At 73.6% G+C, this 20,233-nt stretch carries 17 protein-coding genes; 12 read left to right on the forward strand and 5 right to left on the reverse strand.

The features are described 5' to 3' along the window. The first annotated feature begins 103 nt into the window (after positions 1–103). Positions 104–1,675: an oleate hydratase gene (locus ACFU97_RS10195; protein WP_384253493.1), complete on the forward strand. Its 1,572-nt coding sequence runs from the start codon at positions 104–106 to the stop codon at positions 1,673–1,675. 190 nt (positions 1,676–1,865) lie between these two features. Here ACFU97_RS10195 and ACFU97_RS10200 read toward each other — a convergent pair whose 3' ends face one another. Next, complete coding sequence (locus ACFU97_RS10200; protein ID WP_384253496.1) at positions 1,866–3,113, reverse strand: MFS transporter; 1,248 nt, start codon at positions 3,111–3,113, stop codon at positions 1,866–1,868. Between the two features lie 386 nt (positions 3,114–3,499). Here ACFU97_RS10200 and ACFU97_RS10205 point away from each other — a divergent pair, with 386 nt between their 5' ends. From ACFU97_RS10205 to ACFU97_RS10225, 5 genes are all read left to right on the forward strand, one after another. Beyond that, complete coding sequence (locus ACFU97_RS10205) at positions 3,500–4,015, forward strand: nitroreductase family deazaflavin-dependent oxidoreductase (protein ID WP_384253498.1); 516 nt, start codon at positions 3,500–3,502, stop codon at positions 4,013–4,015. Continuing rightward, positions 4,012–5,007 carry an ATP-binding cassette domain-containing protein gene (locus ACFU97_RS10210; protein ID WP_384253500.1) on the forward strand — a complete coding sequence of 332 codons (996 nt, stop codon included), beginning with the start codon at positions 4,012–4,014 and terminating at the stop codon, positions 5,005–5,007. Before ACFU97_RS10205 ends, ACFU97_RS10210 begins: the two co-directional genes overlap by 4 nt. After that, positions 5,004–6,599 carry an ABC transporter permease gene (locus tag ACFU97_RS10215; RefSeq protein ID WP_384253502.1) on the forward strand — a complete coding sequence of 532 codons (1,596 nt, stop codon included), beginning with the start codon at positions 5,004–5,006 and terminating at the stop codon, positions 6,597–6,599. The genes ACFU97_RS10210 and ACFU97_RS10215 overlap by 4 nt, the downstream gene beginning before the upstream one ends. 446 nt (positions 6,600–7,045) lie before the next feature. Continuing rightward, positions 7,046–7,948 (forward strand): universal stress protein, encoded by a 903-nt coding sequence (locus tag ACFU97_RS10220; RefSeq protein ID WP_384253505.1) that lies wholly within the window; start codon positions 7,046–7,048, stop codon positions 7,946–7,948. 65 nt (positions 7,949–8,013) lie between these two features. Continuing rightward, positions 8,014–8,997 carry an Acg family FMN-binding oxidoreductase gene (locus tag ACFU97_RS10225; RefSeq protein WP_384253507.1) on the forward strand — a complete coding sequence of 328 codons (984 nt, stop codon included), beginning with the start codon at positions 8,014–8,016 and terminating at the stop codon, positions 8,995–8,997. A gap of 92 nt (positions 8,998–9,089) precedes the next feature. On the opposite strand, the gene ACFU97_RS10230 is transcribed toward ACFU97_RS10225, so the two are convergent. Beyond that, positions 9,090–10,181, reverse strand: a complete 1,092-nt coding sequence (locus ACFU97_RS10230) for a universal stress protein (RefSeq protein ID WP_384253509.1) — start codon at positions 10,179–10,181, stop codon at positions 9,090–9,092. 263 nt (positions 10,182–10,444) lie between these two features. On the opposite strand from ACFU97_RS10230, the gene ACFU97_RS10235 reads away from it, so the two are divergent. Genes ACFU97_RS10235 through ACFU97_RS10260 form a run of 6 tightly spaced genes read left to right on the forward strand, consistent with a single transcriptional unit; the run spans position 10,445 to position 18,038 of the window. Further along, the gene (locus tag ACFU97_RS10235; RefSeq protein WP_384253511.1) at positions 10,445–14,140 is read left to right on the forward strand and encodes a nitrate reductase subunit alpha; all 3,696 of its coding nucleotides are present in this window, start codon (positions 10,445–10,447) and stop codon (positions 14,138–14,140) included. Position 14,141: 1 nt separating this feature from the next. Then, a complete protein-coding gene (narH, locus tag ACFU97_RS10240) occupies positions 14,142–15,665 on the forward strand; it encodes a nitrate reductase subunit beta (protein WP_384253514.1) in 1,524 nt (507 codons plus the stop codon). Next, on the forward strand, positions 15,662–16,435 hold the full coding sequence (narJ, locus tag ACFU97_RS10245; RefSeq protein ID WP_384253516.1) for a nitrate reductase molybdenum cofactor assembly chaperone: 774 nt from the start codon (positions 15,662–15,664) through the stop codon (positions 16,433–16,435). Before narH ends, narJ begins: the two co-directional genes overlap by 4 nt. Further along, positions 16,432–17,163 carry a respiratory nitrate reductase subunit gamma gene (gene narI, locus ACFU97_RS10250; protein ID WP_384253518.1) on the forward strand — a complete coding sequence of 244 codons (732 nt, stop codon included), beginning with the start codon at positions 16,432–16,434 and terminating at the stop codon, positions 17,161–17,163. Before narJ ends, narI begins: the two co-directional genes overlap by 4 nt. Before the next feature lie 49 nt (positions 17,164–17,212). Continuing rightward, the gene (locus tag ACFU97_RS10255) at positions 17,213–17,698 is read left to right on the forward strand and encodes a nitroreductase family deazaflavin-dependent oxidoreductase (protein WP_384253520.1); all 486 of its coding nucleotides are present in this window, start codon (positions 17,213–17,215) and stop codon (positions 17,696–17,698) included. Positions 17,699–17,702: 4 nt separating this feature from the next. Continuing rightward, positions 17,703–18,038: a hypothetical protein gene (locus tag ACFU97_RS10260; RefSeq protein ID WP_384253522.1), complete on the forward strand. Its 336-nt coding sequence runs from the start codon at positions 17,703–17,705 to the stop codon at positions 18,036–18,038. A gap of 103 nt (positions 18,039–18,141) precedes the next feature. On the opposite strand, the gene ACFU97_RS10265 is transcribed toward ACFU97_RS10260, so the two are convergent. From ACFU97_RS10265 to ACFU97_RS10275, 3 genes are all read right to left on the reverse strand, one after another. Then, positions 18,142–18,582 (reverse strand): pyridoxamine 5'-phosphate oxidase family protein, encoded by a 441-nt coding sequence (locus ACFU97_RS10265; protein WP_384253525.1) that lies wholly within the window; start codon positions 18,580–18,582, stop codon positions 18,142–18,144. 115 nt (positions 18,583–18,697) lie between these two features. After that, positions 18,698–19,372: a helix-turn-helix domain-containing protein gene (locus ACFU97_RS10270; RefSeq protein WP_384253527.1), complete on the reverse strand. Its 675-nt coding sequence runs from the start codon at positions 19,370–19,372 to the stop codon at positions 18,698–18,700. Between the two features lie 220 nt (positions 19,373–19,592). Then, positions 19,593–20,219, reverse strand: coding sequence for a hypothetical protein (locus ACFU97_RS10275; RefSeq protein ID WP_384253530.1), 627 nt, complete (start codon positions 20,217–20,219; stop codon positions 19,593–19,595). Between the last annotated feature and the right edge of the window lie 14 nt (positions 20,220–20,233).

Below are 20,233 nucleotides of genomic sequence, written 5' to 3' on the forward strand. Positions count from 1 at the left end.
GGCCGGGCCCCGCGGACGGCCGACGACCCACTGACCGGTCCCGTTCGCGTACACCACCGTGAAGGGGTGGTGCCCGGGCGGCGGACGCACGAGGAGTTGTGCGATGGCGAAGGCATATCTGGTGGGCAGTGGCATCGCGGCGCTCGCCGCGGCCACCTTCCTGATCCGCGACGGCGGGTTCGAGGGAGCCGACATCCATCTCTTCGAGGAACAGCGCACCGTCGGAGGCAGCCTGGACGCGGGCGGCACCCCGGACGCCGGGTACACCATGCGCGGCGGGCGGATGTTCGAGGCCGAGTTCCGCTGCACCTACGACCTGCTCTCCGGCATCCCCACGCTCGACGACCCCTCGGTGTCCGTGACCGAGGAGATCCTCGCCGGGCACGAGGAGTTCGCCTGGGACGACATCGCGCGGCTGGTGGACGGCGACGGGAAGATCGTCGACACCGCCTCGATGGGGTTCTCCGAGCGCGACCGCCTGGACCTGGTGCGCCGTCTGCTGACCCCCGAGGGGCACCTGGACGGGATGCGCATCACGGACTGCTTCGGCGAGCACTTCTTCACCACGAACTTCTGGTTCATGTGGTGCACCACGTTCGCCTTCCAGCCCTGGCACAGCGCGATCGAGTTCCGCCGCTATCTGCGCAGGTTCATCCATCTCTTCCCCGAGTTCGCGTCGATGTCGGGCATCCACCGCACGCGCTACAACCAGTACGACTCGATCGTGCGGCCCCTGACGGCCTGGCTGCGCGAGCGCGGCGTCACCGTGCACACCGGCACCCGTGTCACCGACCTCGGGTTCGCGCCGGGGCAGCACAGCGGCACGGTCGAGACGCTGCACCTCTACCGGGGCGGCCGGGGCGAGAAGATCGCCGTCGCTCCCGAGGACCTGGTCCTGGTCACCAACGGCTCCATGACCGACGCCTCCAGCCTCGGCACGCACACCTCGGCGCCGCCCCCGGCCGGCTCCCGCTCGGATGCCTGGCTGCTGTGGCACCGCATCGCCCGCGGGCGCGAGGAGTTCGGCAACCCGGCCGCCTTCGACAAGCACGTCAAGGAGTCCCGCTGGGAGTCGTTCACGGTCACCGCCAAGGATCCCGCCTTCCTGGACGCGCTGGCCGAGTTCGGCGGTCGCGAGACGGGCCGGGGCGGGCTGATGACCTTCACCGCCTCCAACTGGCTGCTCACCATCGTCGCCAACCGCCAGCCGGTCTACCGCGATCAGCCCGAGGGCGTCTCGGTGTGGTGGGGCTACGGCCTCCACCCCGGCCGCCCGGGCAACCGCACGGGCAAGCCGATGACGATGTGCTCGGGCCGCGAGATCCTCGAAGAGGTCCTGCACCACCTGCGCCTCGACGAGGCGCTCACCGCCCGTGTCCTGGAGACCTCCACCGTCGTGCCGTGCGTGATGCCGTACATCACCAGCCAGTTCCTGGTCCGCCGGCGCGAGGACCGTCCCGCCGTGGTGCCCGCCGGCTCGAGGAACCTCGCCTTCATCGGGCAGTTCGCCGAGGTGCCCGACGACGTCGTCTTCACCGTCGAGTACTCGGTGCGCACCGCCTGGACGGCGGTGGCCCGGCTCCTGCGCCTGGAGAAGCAGCCGCCCACCGTCCACAAGGGCCACCACGACCCGCACGTGCTGGCGGCGGCGCTGGAAACCATGCACCGTCGCTGACACGCACGACGGCCCGGGACCGAGGAGAAGGTCCCGGGCCGTCGTGCGTCCGGGTGTTCAGCCGGGCTGCGACGCGCGACCGTCTTACGGACAACCGGTACCGGTGAAAAAGCCAACGGCGGCACGCGGTCGCAGAAGTCCGGCCCCGGAACCGGAGGAGAAGGTCCCGGGCCGGCGTGCGTCCCGCGGTTCAGCCGGCCTGCGCCGCCGGGCTGCGCCGCGCGACCGTCCTGCGGACGCCGGTGCCGGTGAAGGCCAGCGCCGCCGCTGCCACGATCGCGAGAAGGACCAGGCCCAGTCCGTACGAGCCCAGGGCGCCGTAGACCGAACCCATCACCAGTGGCGGCACGAAGCCGCCCAGGCCGCCCGCGGCGCCGACGACGCCGGTGACGGAGCCGACCTTGCCCTCGGGAGCGAGGAGCGCGACGAGCGCGAACACCGCTCCGCTGGCCGCGCCGAGCGCGGCGGCCATGAGCAGGCAGGCGACGGTGCCCAGGGGTGCGAGCTGCGGGGTGAAGGACTGCAGCACCGCACCGGCGACGACGGTCGACAGGGCGACGCTCAGCACCCGTACGGGACCGATCCGGTCCGCCAGCCAGCCGCCCACCGGGCGCATCGCCACCGCGAGCAGCACGAACCCGGCCATCCGGTTCGCGGCGTCGGCCTGTGTGAGGCCGTAGCCGGTCTTGAGATAGGTCGGCAGGTAGACCGAGAAGGCGACGTAACCGCCGAAGGCCACCGCGTACAGGGCGGACGCCTGCCAGGTGATGCCGAGGCGCAGCGTGTCCGCCAGCCGGCGCGACAGCGGCCCATCGGGCACCGTGCGGCCCGGGGCGTCGCGCAGGAAGAGGGCCGCGACGAGCGCGTACGCGGCGAGCACGGCGGCGGTGATCAGGAAGGGGTCGGCCATGCCGTGGGCCTTCACCAGCCGCACGGTGGTCAGCGCGCTGATCGCGGTGCCGCCCATGCCCATCCCGAAGATGCCGATGGCCAGCCCGCGCCGCTCGGGCGGGAACCAGGCGTTGACGAAGGGCACGCCCACGGCGAAGGCGGTGCCGCCGATGCCGAGGAAGAACCCGCCGGCCAGCAGCGCGCCGAGCGAGGAGTGCCCGGCGAGTCCCAGGTAGAGCACCGGAACCACGGTCGCGACGGAGACCAGCGGGAACATCGTGCGCCCGCCGTAGCGGTCGGTCAGCGCGCCGACCGGGATGCGGCCCAGGGAGCCGACCACGACCGGTACGGCCACCAGCAGCGACTGCTGGAAGGAGCTGAGCTCCAGGGTGTCCTTGAAGCGGGGGCCCAGCGGGCTGAGCAGCGCCCACGCCCAGAAGTTGACGGCGAATCCGATGGTGGCGAGAGCCAGCATCAGCCAGGCCCTGCCGGGCACGGCGGCCTGCTCGGCCCCGGTGCCGCTTCTCCTCGTCGACGGCTCGAACATGCCGCCTTCCTTCCGCTCGCGGTGGTGCGCCCCCGACGTGGGCACGGGGTCACAGGCTCCGGGTGCGCGCGCCGCGCCCCGGTGGTCCACCATCACTGTCGGCGCAAGGCACCCGCCGCCTCGCTGGGCCGACCGTCCTCCCCAGGGGGTCCGGCAGTCCCCGCTCCACGGCCTCATGGCACCGGGACAGAGCCGTTCGGCCTCTGCGGGGCGAGGACGCGTGCGTCGATGCTGGATGGTGAGCCCGGCGCGCGGCGGGTGCGAACTGCCCTGCCGCCGCGAGGGGTTCGCCGACGCCGGGCAGGCGCGGCTCGGAACGTTGCCACGGGTGGGCGGCGACAGCGCCCCCCCGGGGCCCGATCGCAGGCCGAGGCGGGTGTGAAGGCATGGGACATGACGATTCGGCACGGCTGCTGCACCGGTTCGACCGGTGGATGTACCGCCGGGGCCGCCCCAACCGGCTGGCCCGGGTGATGAACCGGCAGACGGTGCTCACGGCTTCGGCCGGGCTGGGACCGAGGCGTCTGGTCACCCTGGAGGTGACCGGGCGCCGGACGGGACGCCGCCGTTCGCTGCCGCTGGTGGTCGCGGACCTGGAGGGCGAGCGCTACCTGGTGGCGATGCTCGGCCGGGACACGAACTGGGTGCGCAACGTCCGCGCGGCCGGCGGGCGGGCGGTGCTGCGGCACGGCCGCCGTACCGCCGTACGACTGGAGGAGGTCGACGCCGCCGACCGCGCGCCGGTCCTGCGCCGCTATCTCGCGCTGGCTCCTGGGGCGCGGCCGCATCTGCCCGTGGACCCGCACGCTCCCCTGGAGGAGTTCGAGCGGATCGCCGGGCAGGTCCCCGTCTTCCGCATCCGGCCCGACCGGCCCGAACCGCGGGAGGGGAGCGCGCCGTGACCGCTCCGTCCACCGCCGCCGAGACCCCCGCCGCCGGCGGGCCCGACGTCGCGATCTCGGTCGCGGGCCTGGTGAAGACGTTCGGCGCCACCAGGGCGCTGGACGGGCTGGACTTGACCGTGACCACCGGTGAGGTGCACGGCTTCCTCGGGCCCAACGGCGCGGGGAAGACCACCACGATCCGGGCGCTGCTCGGCCTGCTGCGCCCGGACGCCGGGACGGCCGTTGTGCTCGGCGGTGATCCATGGCGGAGCGCGGTCGCCCTGCACCGGCGGCTGGCGTACGTACCCGGCGACGTCTCCCTGTGGCCGAAGCTGAGCGGCGGAGAGATCATCGACGTCTTCGGGCGGCTGCGCGGTGACCTGGACGCGGCCCGGCGGGACGAGCTGCTGGAGCGGTTCGAACTGGATCCGACCAAGAAGGCCCGCACCTACTCCAAGGGCAACCGGCAGAAGGTCGGCCTGGTCGCCGCCCTTGCCTCCCGCGCGGAGCTGCTGATCCTCGACGAGCCGACGTCCGGACTCGACCCGCTGATGGAGACCGTCTTCCAGGACTGCATCCGCGAGGTCAAGGCCGAGGGCCGCACCGTGCTGCTCTCCAGCCACATCCTGGCCGAGGTGGAGGCCCTGTGCGACCGGGTCGACATCATCCGGGCCGGGCGGACCGTGGAGAGCGGCACGCTGACCGAACTGCGCCATCTGACCCGCACGTCCGTCGACGTCCACACCGCCCGCCCGGCGACCGGTCTCGACGCCCTGCCCGGCGTGCACGACCTGCGCACCGACGGGCGCCGCGCCCGCTTCGACGTCGACACCGACCACCTCGACGAGGCCGTACGCCGGCTCAGCGGCTTCGGCATCCGGACGCTCACCAGCCAACCGCCCACCCTGGAGGAGCTGTTCCTGCGCCACTACGGCGACGAACTGGCCGGGGAACGCCGGATGTCGGACGGCCGCCTGGGCGAGGCCGGGCGCAACGGCGGCCGGCCGTGAACGCCAGGGCGGTGGAGCTGACGGGCACCGGCACGCTCACCCGTTTCCTGCTGCGCCGCGAGCGGGTCCGTATCGCCCTGTGGGTCGTGGCGGTCCCGCTGCTGGTGCTGCTCACCGCGGCGAGCGTCAAAGGGCTCTACCCCACCCAGCACGATCTCGACGTGGCGGCCCGCGGCAGCGAGGGCAACGCCGCGGCCATCGCCTTCAACGGGCCGGCCCTCGCCCTCGACACGATGGGCGGTGAGGTGGCCTTCCAGACGGGCACGATCGGGCTCGTCGTGGTCGCCCTGATGAGCATCTTCATGGTGGGGCGGCAGACCCGCGGCGAGGAGGAGGCCGGGCGCGCCGAGCTGGTGCGCGCCCTGCCGACCGGGCGGCACGCGGGCGTCGCCGCCGCGCTCATCGTGGTCGCCGGCATGAACACGGCCGTCGCCGCCGCGGTGACACTCGGTCTGCTCGCGCTCGGCCTGCCGGCGACGGGCTCGCTCTTCTTCGGCGTGTCCTTCCTCGCCCTCGGACTGGTCTTCGCCGCGTTCACCACCGTGGCCGCCCAAGTCAGCGAGAACACGCGGGTGGTGCACGGCTGCACCGGCGCGGTGCTGGGTCTCGCCTTCGTGCTGCGCGCCGTCGGGGACATCGGCGACGGCGCCGCGTCCTGGTTCTCCCCCATCGGCTGGGTGCAGAAGACCCGGCCCTTCGCCGGCGAGCGCTGGTGGCCGCTGGTCCTGGCGGCCGGTGGCGCGGCCGCCGCACTCGCGCTCGCGTCGGCCCTCGCGACCCGCCGCGACCTCGGCGCCGGGCTCGTGCCGCCGCGCCCGGGGCCCTCGCGCGCCACGCCGCGCCTCGGCCGGCCGCTCGGACTCGCCCTGCGCCTGCAGCGCGGCAGCCTCATCGGCTGGAGCTCCGCCGTGTTCCTGGCCGGAATCGCCTACGGCTGGGTCGCGGACGACGTCCAGGACCTCGTCGGCGACAACGACACCATGCGCAAGGTGATCGCCAGTTTCGGCGGAACGAGCATCACCGACGCCTACCTCACGCGCTCGCTGCTCACCGTCGCCCTGGTGGGCGCGGGCTTCGCCGTCCAGTCCGCCCTGCGCCCGCGCGGCGAGGAGACCGCGCTGCGCGCCGACCCGGTGCTGGCCACGCCCGTCTCCCGGCTGCGCTGGGCCGGCAGCCATCTCGCCGTCGCCGTCGTGGGCAGTGTGGTGGTCCTCGGCGCGGCGGGCCTGGGCACCGGCCTCACCTACGCCCTCGTCAGCCACGACGCCGGGCAGATCCTCCGCCTGCTCGGCGCCGCCCTCGTCTACGCGCCGGCCCTCTGGGTCCTCGCGGGGGTGGCGACCGCCCTGACCGGACTGGTGCCGCGTGCCGTGGGCGCCGCGTGGGCCGTCCTCGGCCTGTGCCTGGTCGCCGGCGTGCTCGGCGACGTCCTCGGCCTCCCCGGCTGGCTGCTCGACCTGTCCCCGTTCCAGCACCTCCCCCAACTCCCCGCCGGCAACTGGACGACCGGCGCCCCCACGGCCGTCACGGCGATCGCGGTGGCCCTGGTGGCTACGGGCCTGGGGACTTTGCGGCATCGGGACGTCGGGTGAGGGCTGTCCGCCGACGGGGCGAGGTGCAGCAACGGCAGGTCCACCGAGGGGCGACGTCGGACAACGGCCGCCGTCGGGACGTCGGGTCACGGTTTCCGCCCACGGGACGCGGGACACGCGGCCGGCGCCGGACGGTCGACGGCCGCCGCACGCGGGAACACCGCGACCCGCCGCCGTCACGGCGATCGCGGTGGCCCGGGTCACGACCGGCCCGAGGACTTGCGCCGTCGGGATGTCGCTTACGTGGCCGTCCGCCGCCGCGACGCAGCACACGCGACCGGCGCCGCCGGGACCGCCGGCCTCCGCCGCACACAGACACGTCTCCGCGCAGGGGCCATAAGGACCCATGGCCGGGACCGCCGGCCCCTCCGGCGGGCCGGACTCCCGGACCACGATGGGAACTGGACCGGGACTGCCGGGCGGAGGAGACCGCGGAGGTGTCTGCCATGTCACGACCGATCGTCGTCGGGGTCGACGGATCCCCCGAGAGCCTGGCCGCCGCCGAGTGGGCGGCACGGGAGGCGCTGCGCCGCGATCGCCCCCTGCATCTGGTGCATGCCTCCGAGTGGACCCCGGAGCGGGAGTCCTCCGACGCGGCGAGCGTGGTGCGCGACCATGTGGGCCAGGGCATCCTGCACCGGGCCGAGGACCGCGTCGCACGGATCTGCCCGGACATGTGGGTCACCCTCGAAAACGTCGAGGCGCTGGCCCTTACGGCCCTCAACGACGCGGCGCGCCGGGCCGAGTTGCTGGTCGTGGGCTCGCGCGGGCTGAGCGGCTTCACCGGATTCCTCGTCGGGTCCGTGGCGCAGGCCCTCACGGCGCGAACGGTCCGGCCGGTCGTCCTGATCGAGGCCGGCGAGCAGCCCGAGGACGAGCATCTGCCGGACGAGGACGGCACCCCCTCGCTCCGCACGCAGTACCGCGACGTCGTCGTCGGCATCGACGTGCGTACGGCCTGCGACGAGGTCATCGACTTCGCGTTCGAGGCGGCCCGCCTCCGTGGCGCGCGGCTGCACGCCCTGTACGCGTGGAGCGACGCGGACAGCGTCGCGCTCGCCCCCGGTGAACCCGCCGTCGGCGAGGGCCCGGAGCGCGAGGAGGACTGGCGCGGGTTCCTCGGCATGGTGCTGCAGAACTGGCGCGACAAGTACCCGGACGTCGACGTCGTCGAGACGGTCGTCAAGGGCGCGGCCGGAACCCATCTGGTCCGCGCCGGCTCGAGCGCCGGACTGCTCGTCGTCGGCCGGCGTGTCCACGAGAGCCGCGTCGGACCGCACACCGGCCCGGTCACCCGCACGGTGATCCACCACGCGCGCTGCCCCGTCGCCGTCGTACCGCACGCGTGAACGCCCGCGAGAGACCGGACGACGAGCCGGGCGACCAACCGGGCGGCGAAGAAGGGCGGCCCGTCATGGAGGCGGCGAACCCGCAGGTCGACCACGCGGCCCGTCACGTGGTGCGCGCGGCCGTCGCCGCGCCCTCGGTCCACAACACCCAGCCCTGGCTGTTCACCCACGGGGACGACGGGCTGGACCTGTACGCCGACGACCGGCGCCGGCTGCCGCTCTGCGACCCGGACGGGCGCGAGCAGTTGATCAGCTGCGGCGCGGCCCTGTTCAACGCCCGTGTGGCCATGCGGCACCTGGGCCACCGGCCGGTCGTCCGGCTGCTCCCCGATCCACGGGACCCGGCCCGTCTCGCCCGGGCCGGCTGGGGCGCGTACGCCCCGCCCGGCGCCGGCGAGAACCTGATGTACCGGGCCCTGTGGCAGCGCCACACGTACCGCGGCCCGTTCCGGCCCACCCCGCTGCCGCGCCGGCTGATCGCGGAACTCCGCGCGCACGCACGCGCGGAGGGCGCGGAGCTGTACACGGTGCAGGCCCCGCACGCACGGCGACACCTGGCGGAGCTGGTCCGCACCGCCGAAGCGGTCCAGCGCGACGATCCCGCCCAGCGCGCCGAGCTCGCTCACTGGACACACCCCGGCCGGGACGGCTTCGCGGACGGTGTTCCGCTCACCTCGTGCTACGGACCTGCCGACCGCACCGGTCTCGTCGGACGGGACTTCCGCCACGTCGCGGGCGCCCTGCCCGCCGTGCCGCCGGTCTGGCCCGCCGGCACGGGGCTGGTCGTCCTCCTCACCACCCCGCACGACACGCGCGAGGACTGGCTGCGTGCCGGACAGGCCCTGCAACGCGTCCTGCTGCACGCGACCGTCCGCTGGACCGTGGCGGCCTTCCACACACAGCCGCTCGAAGTCCCCTGGCTGCGCGAGCAGTTGCGTACGAAGCTCGCGCGCGGCGAGTTCCCCCAGATGATCCTGCGCCTCGGCCACGTCCCCCGCGGCCACGCGACCCCGAGACGACCGCCGGACGCGGTCCTCACCGCCGAGTGACGGACGCGGTCCTCACCGCCGAGTGACGGACGCGGTCACCACCGCCGAGTGACGCCGCTCGGCTCCCGCAATACGCCACGGCAGCGACCCGCTCACCACCGCAACCCCGCCCACCGCCGCCAACGCCGCATCCCCAGACCCCGTCGTGCCTGTCCGCCGTGCCGGATCCACGACCGGCGGCCCCTGCGCGCCAGCCCCGGCCAGGAGCGCGCGAAGCCTGCGAGCCGGCGCATGCGGCGGATCGCCACGCGCTGGGCGCGGCGCACGGCGCGGCCGACGTGCCCACCACCGCGCGCGGACCGGCGACCCTCGTCCCGCGGCACCGCCACGACCGGACAGCGGGCCCGGTCGAGCACACCCTGCACGACCGAGCCGAGCAGCACCCCGGTGGGGCCGGCGCCGCGGACGCCCACGACGAGCCCGAGCGCGTGCGCGGACTCCCGGGCCAGGACCTGCGCCGGCCGGCCGCGGATCACCTCGTGGTGCACCTCCACGTCGGGGTGGGCCGCCCGGCGCTTCTCCACCAGCTCCGACAGCAGGTCGCGGCACTCGCGCAGGGCGGCGTGCTCGTCCAGCACGCCGAGCAGCGGCGGATGCCACACGTACAACACGCGCAGCACTGCGCGGTGCAGGGCCGCTTCCGCGAAGGCGTGATCGACGGCGGCCGCGGAGTGGCGGCGGCCGTCCGCCCCGACGTCCACCCCGGCGACGAAGTACGGCGACGATCCGGCGACTTGATCGCAGTCCCGTACGACCACCACGGGGCACCCGGCGTGCGCGATGACCGGCAGCGCGACGGACGCCGAGGTGAACAGCCCCTCCCGGGTGCGCAGCCGGTGCGAGCCGAGCACCACGGCACCGGCGGTGCGTGCGTGCCTGCGCAGGAGCGGCACGGGGTCGTCCGCGGCGAGCAGCGTCGAGACCTCCAGGCAGGGATGGCGGTCGGCGACGAAGGCGGCCGCGTCGAGCAGGGTGTGCTCCGCGAGGCTGCGCCGGTCACGGGCCGGTCCGTCCCCGAAGCGATGCCCGGGGCCGTCCCCGTAGGGCGATCTTCCCTGGGCGTGGACCAGTTGGAGCGGTACCCGGCGCCGGTCCGCCTCGTCGGCGCCCCAGGCGAGGACGAGGCGGTGGGACGGGCCGGGATCGATGCCGACCACGATCGGTGCACGCGCCGGTGTCACCATCGTCCGCTCCGTACGTCTGGGCGCGCCGTCCGTAAGAGGTCCGCCCCTTTCGCCTCGGGCCGGTGCCGTCTCCCCTGGGCACGCGCATCGCGGGTGCTGCTGCGACCGAGTCTTCTCACGCGGCCCGGCGCCGGTAGGGCCGTTCGGCCCCCAGGCCGTGCCGATCGGTTCCCTCTCGCGTCCCGGGCAACGGGCCGGACGGCCCTGCTCGCAGGTCACCCGGCCTCGGGTGCCGCCGCCGGCAGACCCCTACTGTCCGAGCCATGGAGAACGGAGACACGGCGCGGCGCTCCGGCCTGCGCGCCGACGAGGGCTGGCCCCTGTCGGCCCGGCGACTGCTCACCCGGCGCGAGGTGTCCGCCGACGGCCGGGCCGTGTTCGGCGAGGCCGGCGGCGAGTGGGAGGGCTTCTACCGGGAGCGCTGGGCGCACGACAAGGTGGTGCGCTCCACCCACGGCGTCAACTGCACCGGTTCCTGCTCCTGGATGGTGTACGTCAAGGACGGCATCATCACCTGGGAGCACCAGGCCACGGACTACCCGTCCATCGGCGCCGACTGCCCCGAGTACGAGCCGCGCGGCTGCCCGCGCGGGGCGTCGTTCTCCTGGTACACCTACTCCCCCAGCCGGGTCCGCTACCCGTATGTGCGGGGTGAGTTGCTCAAGGTGTGGCGCGAGGCGCGCCGGCGCCTGGGCGATCCGGTGGCGGCCTGGGCGGAGATCACCTCCGACCCGGCGAAGGCCCGCGCCTACAAGCGCGCCCGCGGCAAGGGCGGACTGGTCCGCGCCGACTGGGACGAGGTGAGCGAACTCGTCGCCGCCGCGCACGTCCACACCGTCAAGGCGTACGGACCCGACCGCGTCGCCGGCTTCTCGCCGATCCCGGCGATGTCCATGGCCTCCTTCGCGGCCGGCGCTCGCTTCATGTCGCTGATCGGCGGCACCCTGCTCTCCTTCTACGACTGGTACGCCGACCTGCCGATCGCCTCGCCGCAGGTCTTCGGCGACCAGACGGACGTGCCGGAGGCGGCGGACTGGTGGAACGCCGGCTACCTGGTGATGTGGGGCTCCAACATCCCCGTCACCCGCACGCCCGACGCGCACTTCCTCACCGAGACCCGCTACAACGGCACCAAGGTCGTCGCGGTCAGCCCCGACTACGCGGACAACGTCAAGCACGCCGACGAGTGGCTGGCCCCGCACCCCGGTACGGACGGGGCGCTGGCGATGGCCATGGGCCACGTGATCCTTCGCGAGTTCCTGGTCGACCGCGAAGTGCCGTACTTCCAGGAGTACCTGAGGACCTTCACCGACGCCCCGTTCCTGGTCGCGCTGCGCGAGCACGAGAAGGGTCTCGTGCCGGACGGGTTCCTGACCGCCGAGGACCTCGGCCGTGACGAGGAGCACGCCGAGTTCAAGACGGTCCTCCTGGATCGGGCCACCGGCGAGCCGGTGGTCCCGGGCGGCTCGCTCGGCTTCCGGTGGGGGGAAGCCGAGCGGGGCCGCTGGAATCTCGACCTGGGCGATGTGGTCCCGGAGTTGAGCCTGCTGGAGCGGGCCGAGGAGACGGTCGAGATCGCCCTGCCCCGGTTCGACGAGGGCACCACCGAGGGCGGCTCGGTCATGGTGCGCGGGGTGCCGGTCCGGCGGATCGGCGGCCGGCTGGTCACCACGGTCTTCGATCTGATGCTCGCCCAGTACGGGGTCGGGCGCCCCGGCCTGCCGGGCAGCTGGCCGGCGTCGTACGAGGACGCCGGAGAGCCCTGCACCCCGGCCTGGCAGGAGACGATCACCTCCGTGCCGGCCGAGCAGGCGGCCCGGATCGCCCGGGAGTTCGCGCGCAACGCCGAACGCACCCGCGGCCGTTCGATGATCGCGATGGGAGCGGGCACCAACCACTGGTTCCACTCCGACACCATCTACCGCGCCTTCCTCGCGCTGACCACGATGACCGGCTGCCAGGGCGTCAACGGCGGCGGCTGGGCCCACTACGTCGGCCAGGAGAAGATCCGCCCCGTCACCGGCCTGCAGCACCTGGCCTTCGCCTTCGACTGGCAGCGCCCGACCCGGCACATGGCGGGCACCTCGTACTGGTACCTCAACACCGACCAGTGGCGCTACGAGGCGTTCGGGCCGGAGGAGTTGTCCTCGCCTCTGGGCGAAGGCCGCTTCAAGGGGCAGGCGTTCGCCGACTGTCTCGCCCAGGCCGTCCGCCTCGGCTGGACACCCGGCCATCCCGGCTTCAACCGCAACCCGCTCGACCTCGCCGACGAGGCGGCGGCGGCCGGGCGGCCCGTGGCGGAGCACGTCGTCGATCAACTCACCTCGGGTCGGCTGCGGTTCGCCGCCGAGGACCCCGACGACCCGGCCAACTTCCCGCGCGTGCTCACCGTCTGGCGGGCCAACCTGCTCGGCTCCTCCGGCAAGGGCAACGAGTACTTCCTGCGCCATCTGCTGGGCACGGACAGCGCGGTGCGCAGCCAGGAGGCGCCGCCCGAGGCCCGCCCGAAGGACGTGGTCTGGCAGGACGAGGCCCCCGAGGGCAAGCTCGACCTGCTGGTCGCGATGGACTTCCGGATGACCTCGACCGGCCTGCTCGCCGACGTGGTCCTGCCGGCCGCGACCTGGTACGAGAAGGACGACCTGTCCAGCACGGACATGCACCCCTTCGTGCATGCCTTCACCCCGGCCATCGCCCCGCCGTGGCAGGCCCGTACGGACTACGACGCGTTCCTGACGATCGCCGACCGGTTCAGCGAGCTGGCGGCGGAGCACCTCGGCACCCGCACCGACGTCCTGGCGGTGCCCCTCCAGCACGACACCCCGGACGAACTCGCCCAGCCCGGTGGGGTGGTTCGGGACTGGAAGACGGGCGAGTGCGAGCCGGTCCCCGGCCGCACGATGCCCAAGCTGGCCACGATCGAGCGCGACTACGCCGCCGTCGCCGAGAAGATGCGCGCCATCGGCCCGCTGCTCGACAAGCTGGGTACGACGACCAAGGGCGTCACCGTCAAGCCGGACCGGGAGCTGGCCGAACTGCGCCGCCGATGCGGCACCGTCCGCGAGGGCGTGGCCGCCGGCCGCCCGTCGCTGGCCACCGCCTCCGACATGTGCGAGGCGATCCTCGCCCTGTCCGGCACCACCAACGGCCGCCTGGCCACCGAGGGCTTCCGCGCGCTGGAGCGGCAGACGGGCAGCGAGGGGCTGGTGGAGCTGTCCGCCGAGCGCGAGGCCGAGCGGATCACCTTCGCCGACACCCGCACCCAGCCCCGCGCGGTCATCACCTCGTACGAGTGGTCGGGAAGCGAGACCGGCGGGCGCCGCTACTCGCCGTTCGTCATCAACACCGAGCACAAGAAGCCCTGGCACACGCTCACCGGCCGGCAGCACTTCTTCGTCGACCACGACTGGATCGCCGAACTGGGCGAGCAACTGCCCGTCTACCGGCCACCGTTGGACGCACGCCGCCACTACGGCGACGAGGAACTGCACGATGGCGGGGCAGAGGTGACGGTCCGTTACCTCACGCCCCACTCCAAGTGGTCCATCCACTCCGAGTACCAGGACAACGCCTTCATGCTGGCGCTGTCCCGCGGCGGCCCGGTGATCTGGATGTCCACCGCCGACGCCGAGAGGATCGGTGTCAAGGACAACGAGTGGATCGAGGCGTACAACCGCAACGGCGTCGTCGCCGCGCGGGCCGTGGTCACCCACCGGATGCCGGAGGGCACGGTGTACATGTACCACGCCAAGGACCGCACGGTGAACGTGCCGAAGACCGAGGTCAGCGGCCGGCGCGGCGGTATCCACAACTCGCTCACGCGGCTGCTGCTCAAGCCCACCCATCTCGCGGGCGGCTACGCGCAGTTCACGTACGCCTTCAACTACTACGGCCCGACCGGCAACCAGCGCGACGAGGTCACCGTCATCCGCCGTCGCTCACAGGACGTGGAGTACTGACATGCGCGTCATGGCCCAGGTGGCGATGGTGATGAACCTCGACAAGTGCATCGGCTGCCACACCTGCTCGGTCACCTGCAAGCAGACGTGGACCAACCGCACCGGCGTCGAGTACGCCTGGTTCAACAACGTCGAGACCAAGCCCGGCGTCGGCTATCCGCGCCGCTACGAGGACCAGGAGCAGTGGAAGGGCGGCTGGATGCTCGACGGGCGGGGCCGACTGGTCCTGCGGTCGGGCGGCCGCGTCAAGCGCCTGCTCTCGCTGTTCTCCAACCCGGACCTGCCGTCCATCGAGGACTACTACGAGCCGATCACCTACGACTACGACAACCTCGTCAGCGCCCCGGCCGGCCAGGACATCCCGGTCGCCCGTCCGCGCTCCGTCCTCACCGGCAGACCCACCACCATCACCTGGGGCGCCAACTGGGAGGACGGCCTCGGCGGCGCGCCCGAGCACGCCGGCGCCGACCCCAACCTCACCGGGGAGTGGGCGGAGAAGGTCCGGTTCGAGTTCGAGCAGACCTTCCTCTTCCACCTGCCCCGCCTGTGCGAGCACTGCCTCAACCCGGCCTGTGTGTCGGCCTGTCCGTCGGGCGCGCTGTACAAGCGTGTCGAGGACGGCATCGTGCTGGTCGACCAGAACCGCTGCCGCGGCTGGCGGATGTGCGTGACGGCGTGCCCGTACAAGAAGGTGTACGTCAACCACGCCACCGGCAAGGCCGAGAAGTGCACCTTCTGCTTCCCGCGCATCGAGGCCGGCCAGCCCACGGTCTGCTCGGAGACCTGCGTGGGCCGGCTGCGCTACCTCGGCCTGCTGCTGTACGACGCCGACCGCGTCGGCGAGGCCGCGTCGACCCCGGACGAGCACGACCTGCTGGACGCCCAGCGCGCCGTCTTCCTCGACCCCGCCGACCCCGAAGTGATCGCGGCGGCACGGGAGTCGGGCATCCCCGAGGACTGGCTGGCCGCGGCCGGCCGCTCCCCGGTGTACGACCTGGTCATGCGGTACAAGGTCGCCCTCCCGCTGCACCCGGAGTACCGGACGCTCCCGATGGTCTGGTACGTGCCGCCCCTCTCCCCCGTCCTCGACGCCGTCACCGAGGCGGGCGGCAATCAGGACGACCCCGACCACGTCTTCGCCGCCGTCACCCGGCTGCGCATTCCGCTGGACTACCTGGCGAGCCTGTTCACGGCGGGCGACACGGACGTCGTCGCGGGGGTGCTGATGAAACTCACCGCGCTGCGCTCGTACATGCGCGCCCGCACCCTCGGCGAGGACGGGAACGAGGCGGCTGTGAAGGCCGTCGGCCTGACCGGGCGCGAGGCGGAGGACCTGCACCGGCTGCTCGCCGTCGCCAAGTACGCCGACCGCTATGTCGTCCCGGCCGCCCACAACGAGGACGCCGCCGCGCTGAGCGCGATGGAGAACCGCTGCCCGGTGGAGTCCTCCGACGAGCCGTCCGGCCGCCGGGTCATGCTCGGCCTGCCCACCCTGCGCCGCAACACCCCCGGAGGCCACGCGTGAGCCCGCTCCCCGCCACCTTGCCGGCCATCGCCCGCGCCCGCGTCCGCGCGGCCGTCCGGCGCCGCTCGTCGATGACGGCCTCGGAGGCCGCCGACCGGGCCCTGCTGCTGCGCCTGCTGTCGCTGCTCCTGCAGTATCCGGACGCCGAACTCACCGGCGCACGGCCCGCGTTGGCGGCCGCCGTGGCCGCGTTGCCGCCCTCCCCGGCGGCCGCCGAACTGACCGCGTTCACCGACTGGTTCGGCGGCCAGGACCCCGACGCACTGGCCCGGCACTACGTCGAGATGTTCGACCTGCGCCGCAGGAGCAGCCTCTACCTCACCTACTACCTGCACGGCGACACCCGCCGCCGGGGCATGGCGCTGCTCGCGCTGGCCCAGCGCTACCGGGCGGCCGGCTGGGAGATCGACGGCGGCGAACTGCCCGACCACCTGCCGGTGGTACTGGAGTTCGCCGCGCTGGGCGGACCCGGCCGGGGCGAGGCCCCGCTGCGCCGGCACCGGCGCGGCCTGGAGCTGATCCAGCACGCCCTGACGGACGCCGGCTCGCCCTACCGGCATCTGCTGACCGCCCTGTGCGGTCTGCTGCCGCCGCCCACGGAGGCCGACCTGGCCGCGGTCGCACGGCTCGCCGCCGAGGGGCCGCCTGCCGAGGAGGTGGGCCTGGACCCGTACGGCCACGGCGAGTTCGCCCCGCCGGGCACCTTCACCCCGCCCGCGCAGGCCGCGCCGACGCAGGCCGCGCCGCCCCGTCAGGACGATGCCGGATGACCGTCTCGACCGCCGATCTGCTGCTGTGGGTCGCCTTCCCCTACGTCTGCCTCGCCGTGTTCGCCGTCGGCCACGTCTGGCGCTACCGGCACGACCAGTTCGGCTGGACCACCCACACCAGCCAGCTCCTGGAGCGCCGCTGGCTGCGCTGGGGCAGCCCGTTGTTCCACCTCGGCGCGTTCGCGGTGATCGCCGGGCACGTGGTCGGTCTCGCCGTACCGGCTTCCTGGACCGAGGCCGCCGGCGTCTCCGAGCACGCGTACCACACCGTGGCCGTCTGGCTGGGCTCGGTGGCGGGCGTCGCCATGGTCACCGGCCTCGGCCTGCTGTGCGCCAGGCGGCTGCTGACGCGCCGGATCAGGCTCACCACCGACCGCAGCGACAAGGTGCTGTTCCCGCTGCTGGCGGCCACCGTCCTGCTCGGCATCACCGCGACCGCCGCGCACAACGTCTTCGGCGGGGGCTACGACTACCGCGAGACGGTCTCCGTGTGGTTCCAGAGCGTGTTCACCCTCCAGCCGCAGCCCGACGCCATCAGCGGCGCCCCGCTGCTGTTCCAGTTGCACGCCCTGACCGCGTGCCTCCTCTTCGCCGCCTGGCCCTTCACCCGGCTAGTCCATGTGTGGAGCGTCCCGGTCGGCTATCTGTTCCGGCCCTGTCTGGTCTACCGCCGGCGCCCCGTGCCGGCCCCTCTGCCGGCCCGCAGGGCGAGTTCGGGCCGGCCCTAGCGGACCCGGGAGGTCGTGAAGGATGCCGTTCCCCCGAAGCTTGGCGCCGGTGCACACCCGCGTCATCAACAAGGTCGCGCTCCGCCTCGCCGGTGTGGCGGCCGTCGCCGACCTGGAGCACGTCGGCCGGCGGACCGGCCGGACACACCACACCCCCGTACGCGCCTACCGCAGCGACGACCTGGTGGTGATCGGCGTCAACTTCGGGCGTGAGTCGGACTGGTTGAAGAACATCCTGGCCGCCCAGGGGTGCCGGATGCGACTGGGCGACGAAGTACTGGAGCTCGCCCGGCCCGAGCTGGTCCCGGTCGCGCGGGGAACGCGGCACATGCCGCGCGTCGTCGGCCTCGTCCTCCGCCACGTGGTCCGCACGCGCGACTGTGTGCAGCTGTCGGTCGTCGGCAGCGTCCCCGCCCATCCCGCTCGTCCCGCGCAGGGCGGCCAAGGGGGCCAAGTGGCCCCGGACGCGCGGCGGTCGGACCCGCGCACGGGCCGACCGTCACCTCCTCACACCGGTGACGACGGCGCACGCTGACAGCATGACCACCAACCAGATTCCCCAGGGCAGCAACGGCCCGAGGCACCTCAAGGACTTCATGATCCTCATCCCGGCGCGGATCGAGGTCGCGGCCGGCGAGGCGTTCCGCTCGTGCGTGACCGTGTGGCCGGCCGGGCCGCGGCACGTCGTCAGCGCGTCCGCGTCCGCCGGTGCGCCCGTACGGGTCGAGGTGAACGGCCACAAGGTGACCGTCACCGGACGTCTCGCACGCGCGGGCGAGCAGCTCATCGTCCACGTGACCGTCCGCGACCACACGGACGTCGCCCACGACACCCTGACCATCGAGGCCACCGCGGCACGGCGGCAGCCGACCTAGCCGCCCGGCACAGCCACCGGGCAGCGATGCGGGCGTGGACGCCGACGACGGCGCCACGCCCGCTTTCCCGGCCCCGCGCGGTGCGGAAGCCCCCGCCCGGCCCTCACACCGGCAGCCGCACGCCGTACAGGCTGCGTCCGGGGGCCAGTTCGCGGCCGCTGACCAGTTCGGGTTCTATGCGGACGAAGACCTCCTGGGGCGACGGCACCCAGGAGCGCGGTCCGGTGCGCAGCAGGCGGTCGTGCTCGACCGGGTCGGTCACCACGCCGGCCGCCCCGGTGACGACGACGCTCCAGCCGGACTGGGTGGCCGCGTCGACCTCGTCGGCCTCGAAGGCGACCACCACTCCGTCGACGGCACGGGCCAGCTCCGAGGCCGCCGAGGTGCGCAGGACCACCGCGCCGTCGTCGTCGAGACCGAAGTTGACGGGCAGGACGGCCGGCAGCGCCTGACGCGTGTGGACGATACGGCCGACCGGGACCTTCGCCAGAAGACGCAGGCACTCCTGCCGGTCGAGTTCGCGGAAACCGTCGTTCGGATACATGGGCCAGTCCGTCTCTCAGGTGAGCTCGACTATGGAGCGTTGCCTCCATCGTCCGCGGGAGCGGGGCCCGGGGTGAGGGACCATCGGCCCCGGACCCGGCGGAAAACGTCCCGCTTCACACCGTGATGCGGCGGCCCGTGATCACGGTCGGGTCGATGCGCACCCAGGTGTCGCGCCGGCCGCCCGCCCAGGGCGCGCTGCGGGCCCGCTCGGCGAGCGTGCGCGTCTCGTCGGGGTCCGTCACGGTGCGGGCGTGGCCGCGCACCAGCACGCTCCAGCCCTTGCTGAAGGCGTCGTCGATGCGGTCGACCTCGAAGGCCACCTGGCAGCCGGACGCCTCGGCGGGCGTGCTGCCGGGCTCGGTCCGGAACACGATGCCGCCGTCCACGAGGCTGTAGTTGACGGGCACCACGACGGGCCCGGAGGCGGTGGGCACGGCGATCCGCCCCACCCCGTGGGTGCCGAGCAGGGCGCGGCACTCCGGAACGCTCAGTTCGACCAGCTCGGCGCCGCGGGCGGGCCGCCCGAGCCCCTGCGGCACGTCGGTGTCGCCGCCGGTGAGCTCGCGCACGGTGGTCCCCAGGACCTCGGCCAGCCTGAGCAGGACGCCGGAGCCGGGTGCGGCGCCGGGGTACTCCTCCAGGTACTGGAGGTATCCGGGCGCCATCCGGGCCTTCGCGGCCGTCTCCGCCCTGGTCAGTCCGAGTTCCGTGCGGCGTGCCGCGAGACGGCGGCCGAGATCGCCCAGCGCCCGGTCTTCCACCGCCCGGGACGGTGCCTGCTCCGCCATGGCCCGTCACTTCCTCTCGTCCGACCGGGCCCGCGCCCGGTGCCGGGGTCGCCCCGTGCCTTCAGCTTGTCCGGGTTCGGGTGGTGCGCGCTTGGGCCGGTCGGTCCCTCCCCGCGCGGCTGGACGGGACCGGGCGCACGAAAGGGCACCGCCGTAGCGCTACGGCGGTGCCCTGGTGCGGGACGCTCAGGACTCGTCGGCCGGTCGCCGGCCGCCGAGGTCAGAGCAGCCAGCGGTTGCGGCTGACGAAGGGCAGTCGCGCCCAGACCTTGCCGAGCCCCCAGGTGGCGCCGGCGCCCGCGGCCGCGAGGGCGATCAGGACGACGGCGTAGACGAGGTGGTAGTCGGCGAAGGGGTTGGTCGACATGCTCAGCGAGCCGTCGGACAGGTGCTTGGCGGGCGGCCACTCGGCCAGCCACATCAGCGCCATCATGGCGGTGCCGGCGACGGCCGCGAGCCGCAGTCCGACGCCCACGATGAGGGCGACGCCGATGCCCAGCAGGCCGAGCATGAACAGCCAGTCCGCCCAGCCGGCCCCGGCCCAGTCGTGGAAGGTCGACTCCATCGGGCCGGCGGCGACCGAGCTGAGGAAGCCCTTGGTGGGCGAGCCGCCGTCGATCCAGCCCTTGCCGGACGCGGTGGCGTAGCCGAAGCCGAAGGTCTTGTCCAGGAAGGCCCACAGGAAGACGAACCCGGTCAGCACGCGGAGCCCGGCGAGGACGTGCGCGGCGGTCGCCGAGAGGACGACGGTGTTCGTCTCGCCGGCGGGACGCGAAGTCGTCTCGGACCGGCGCATGGACGGGAGGTGGAACCGCACGTTCCGGTGCGGGGTTTCGTGGACTGCCATGGTGCTCATCCCTC

Source organism: Streptomyces sp. NPDC057616 (assembly GCF_042800575.1).
Classification (GTDB): domain Bacteria; phylum Actinomycetota; class Actinomycetes; order Streptomycetales; family Streptomycetaceae; genus Streptomyces.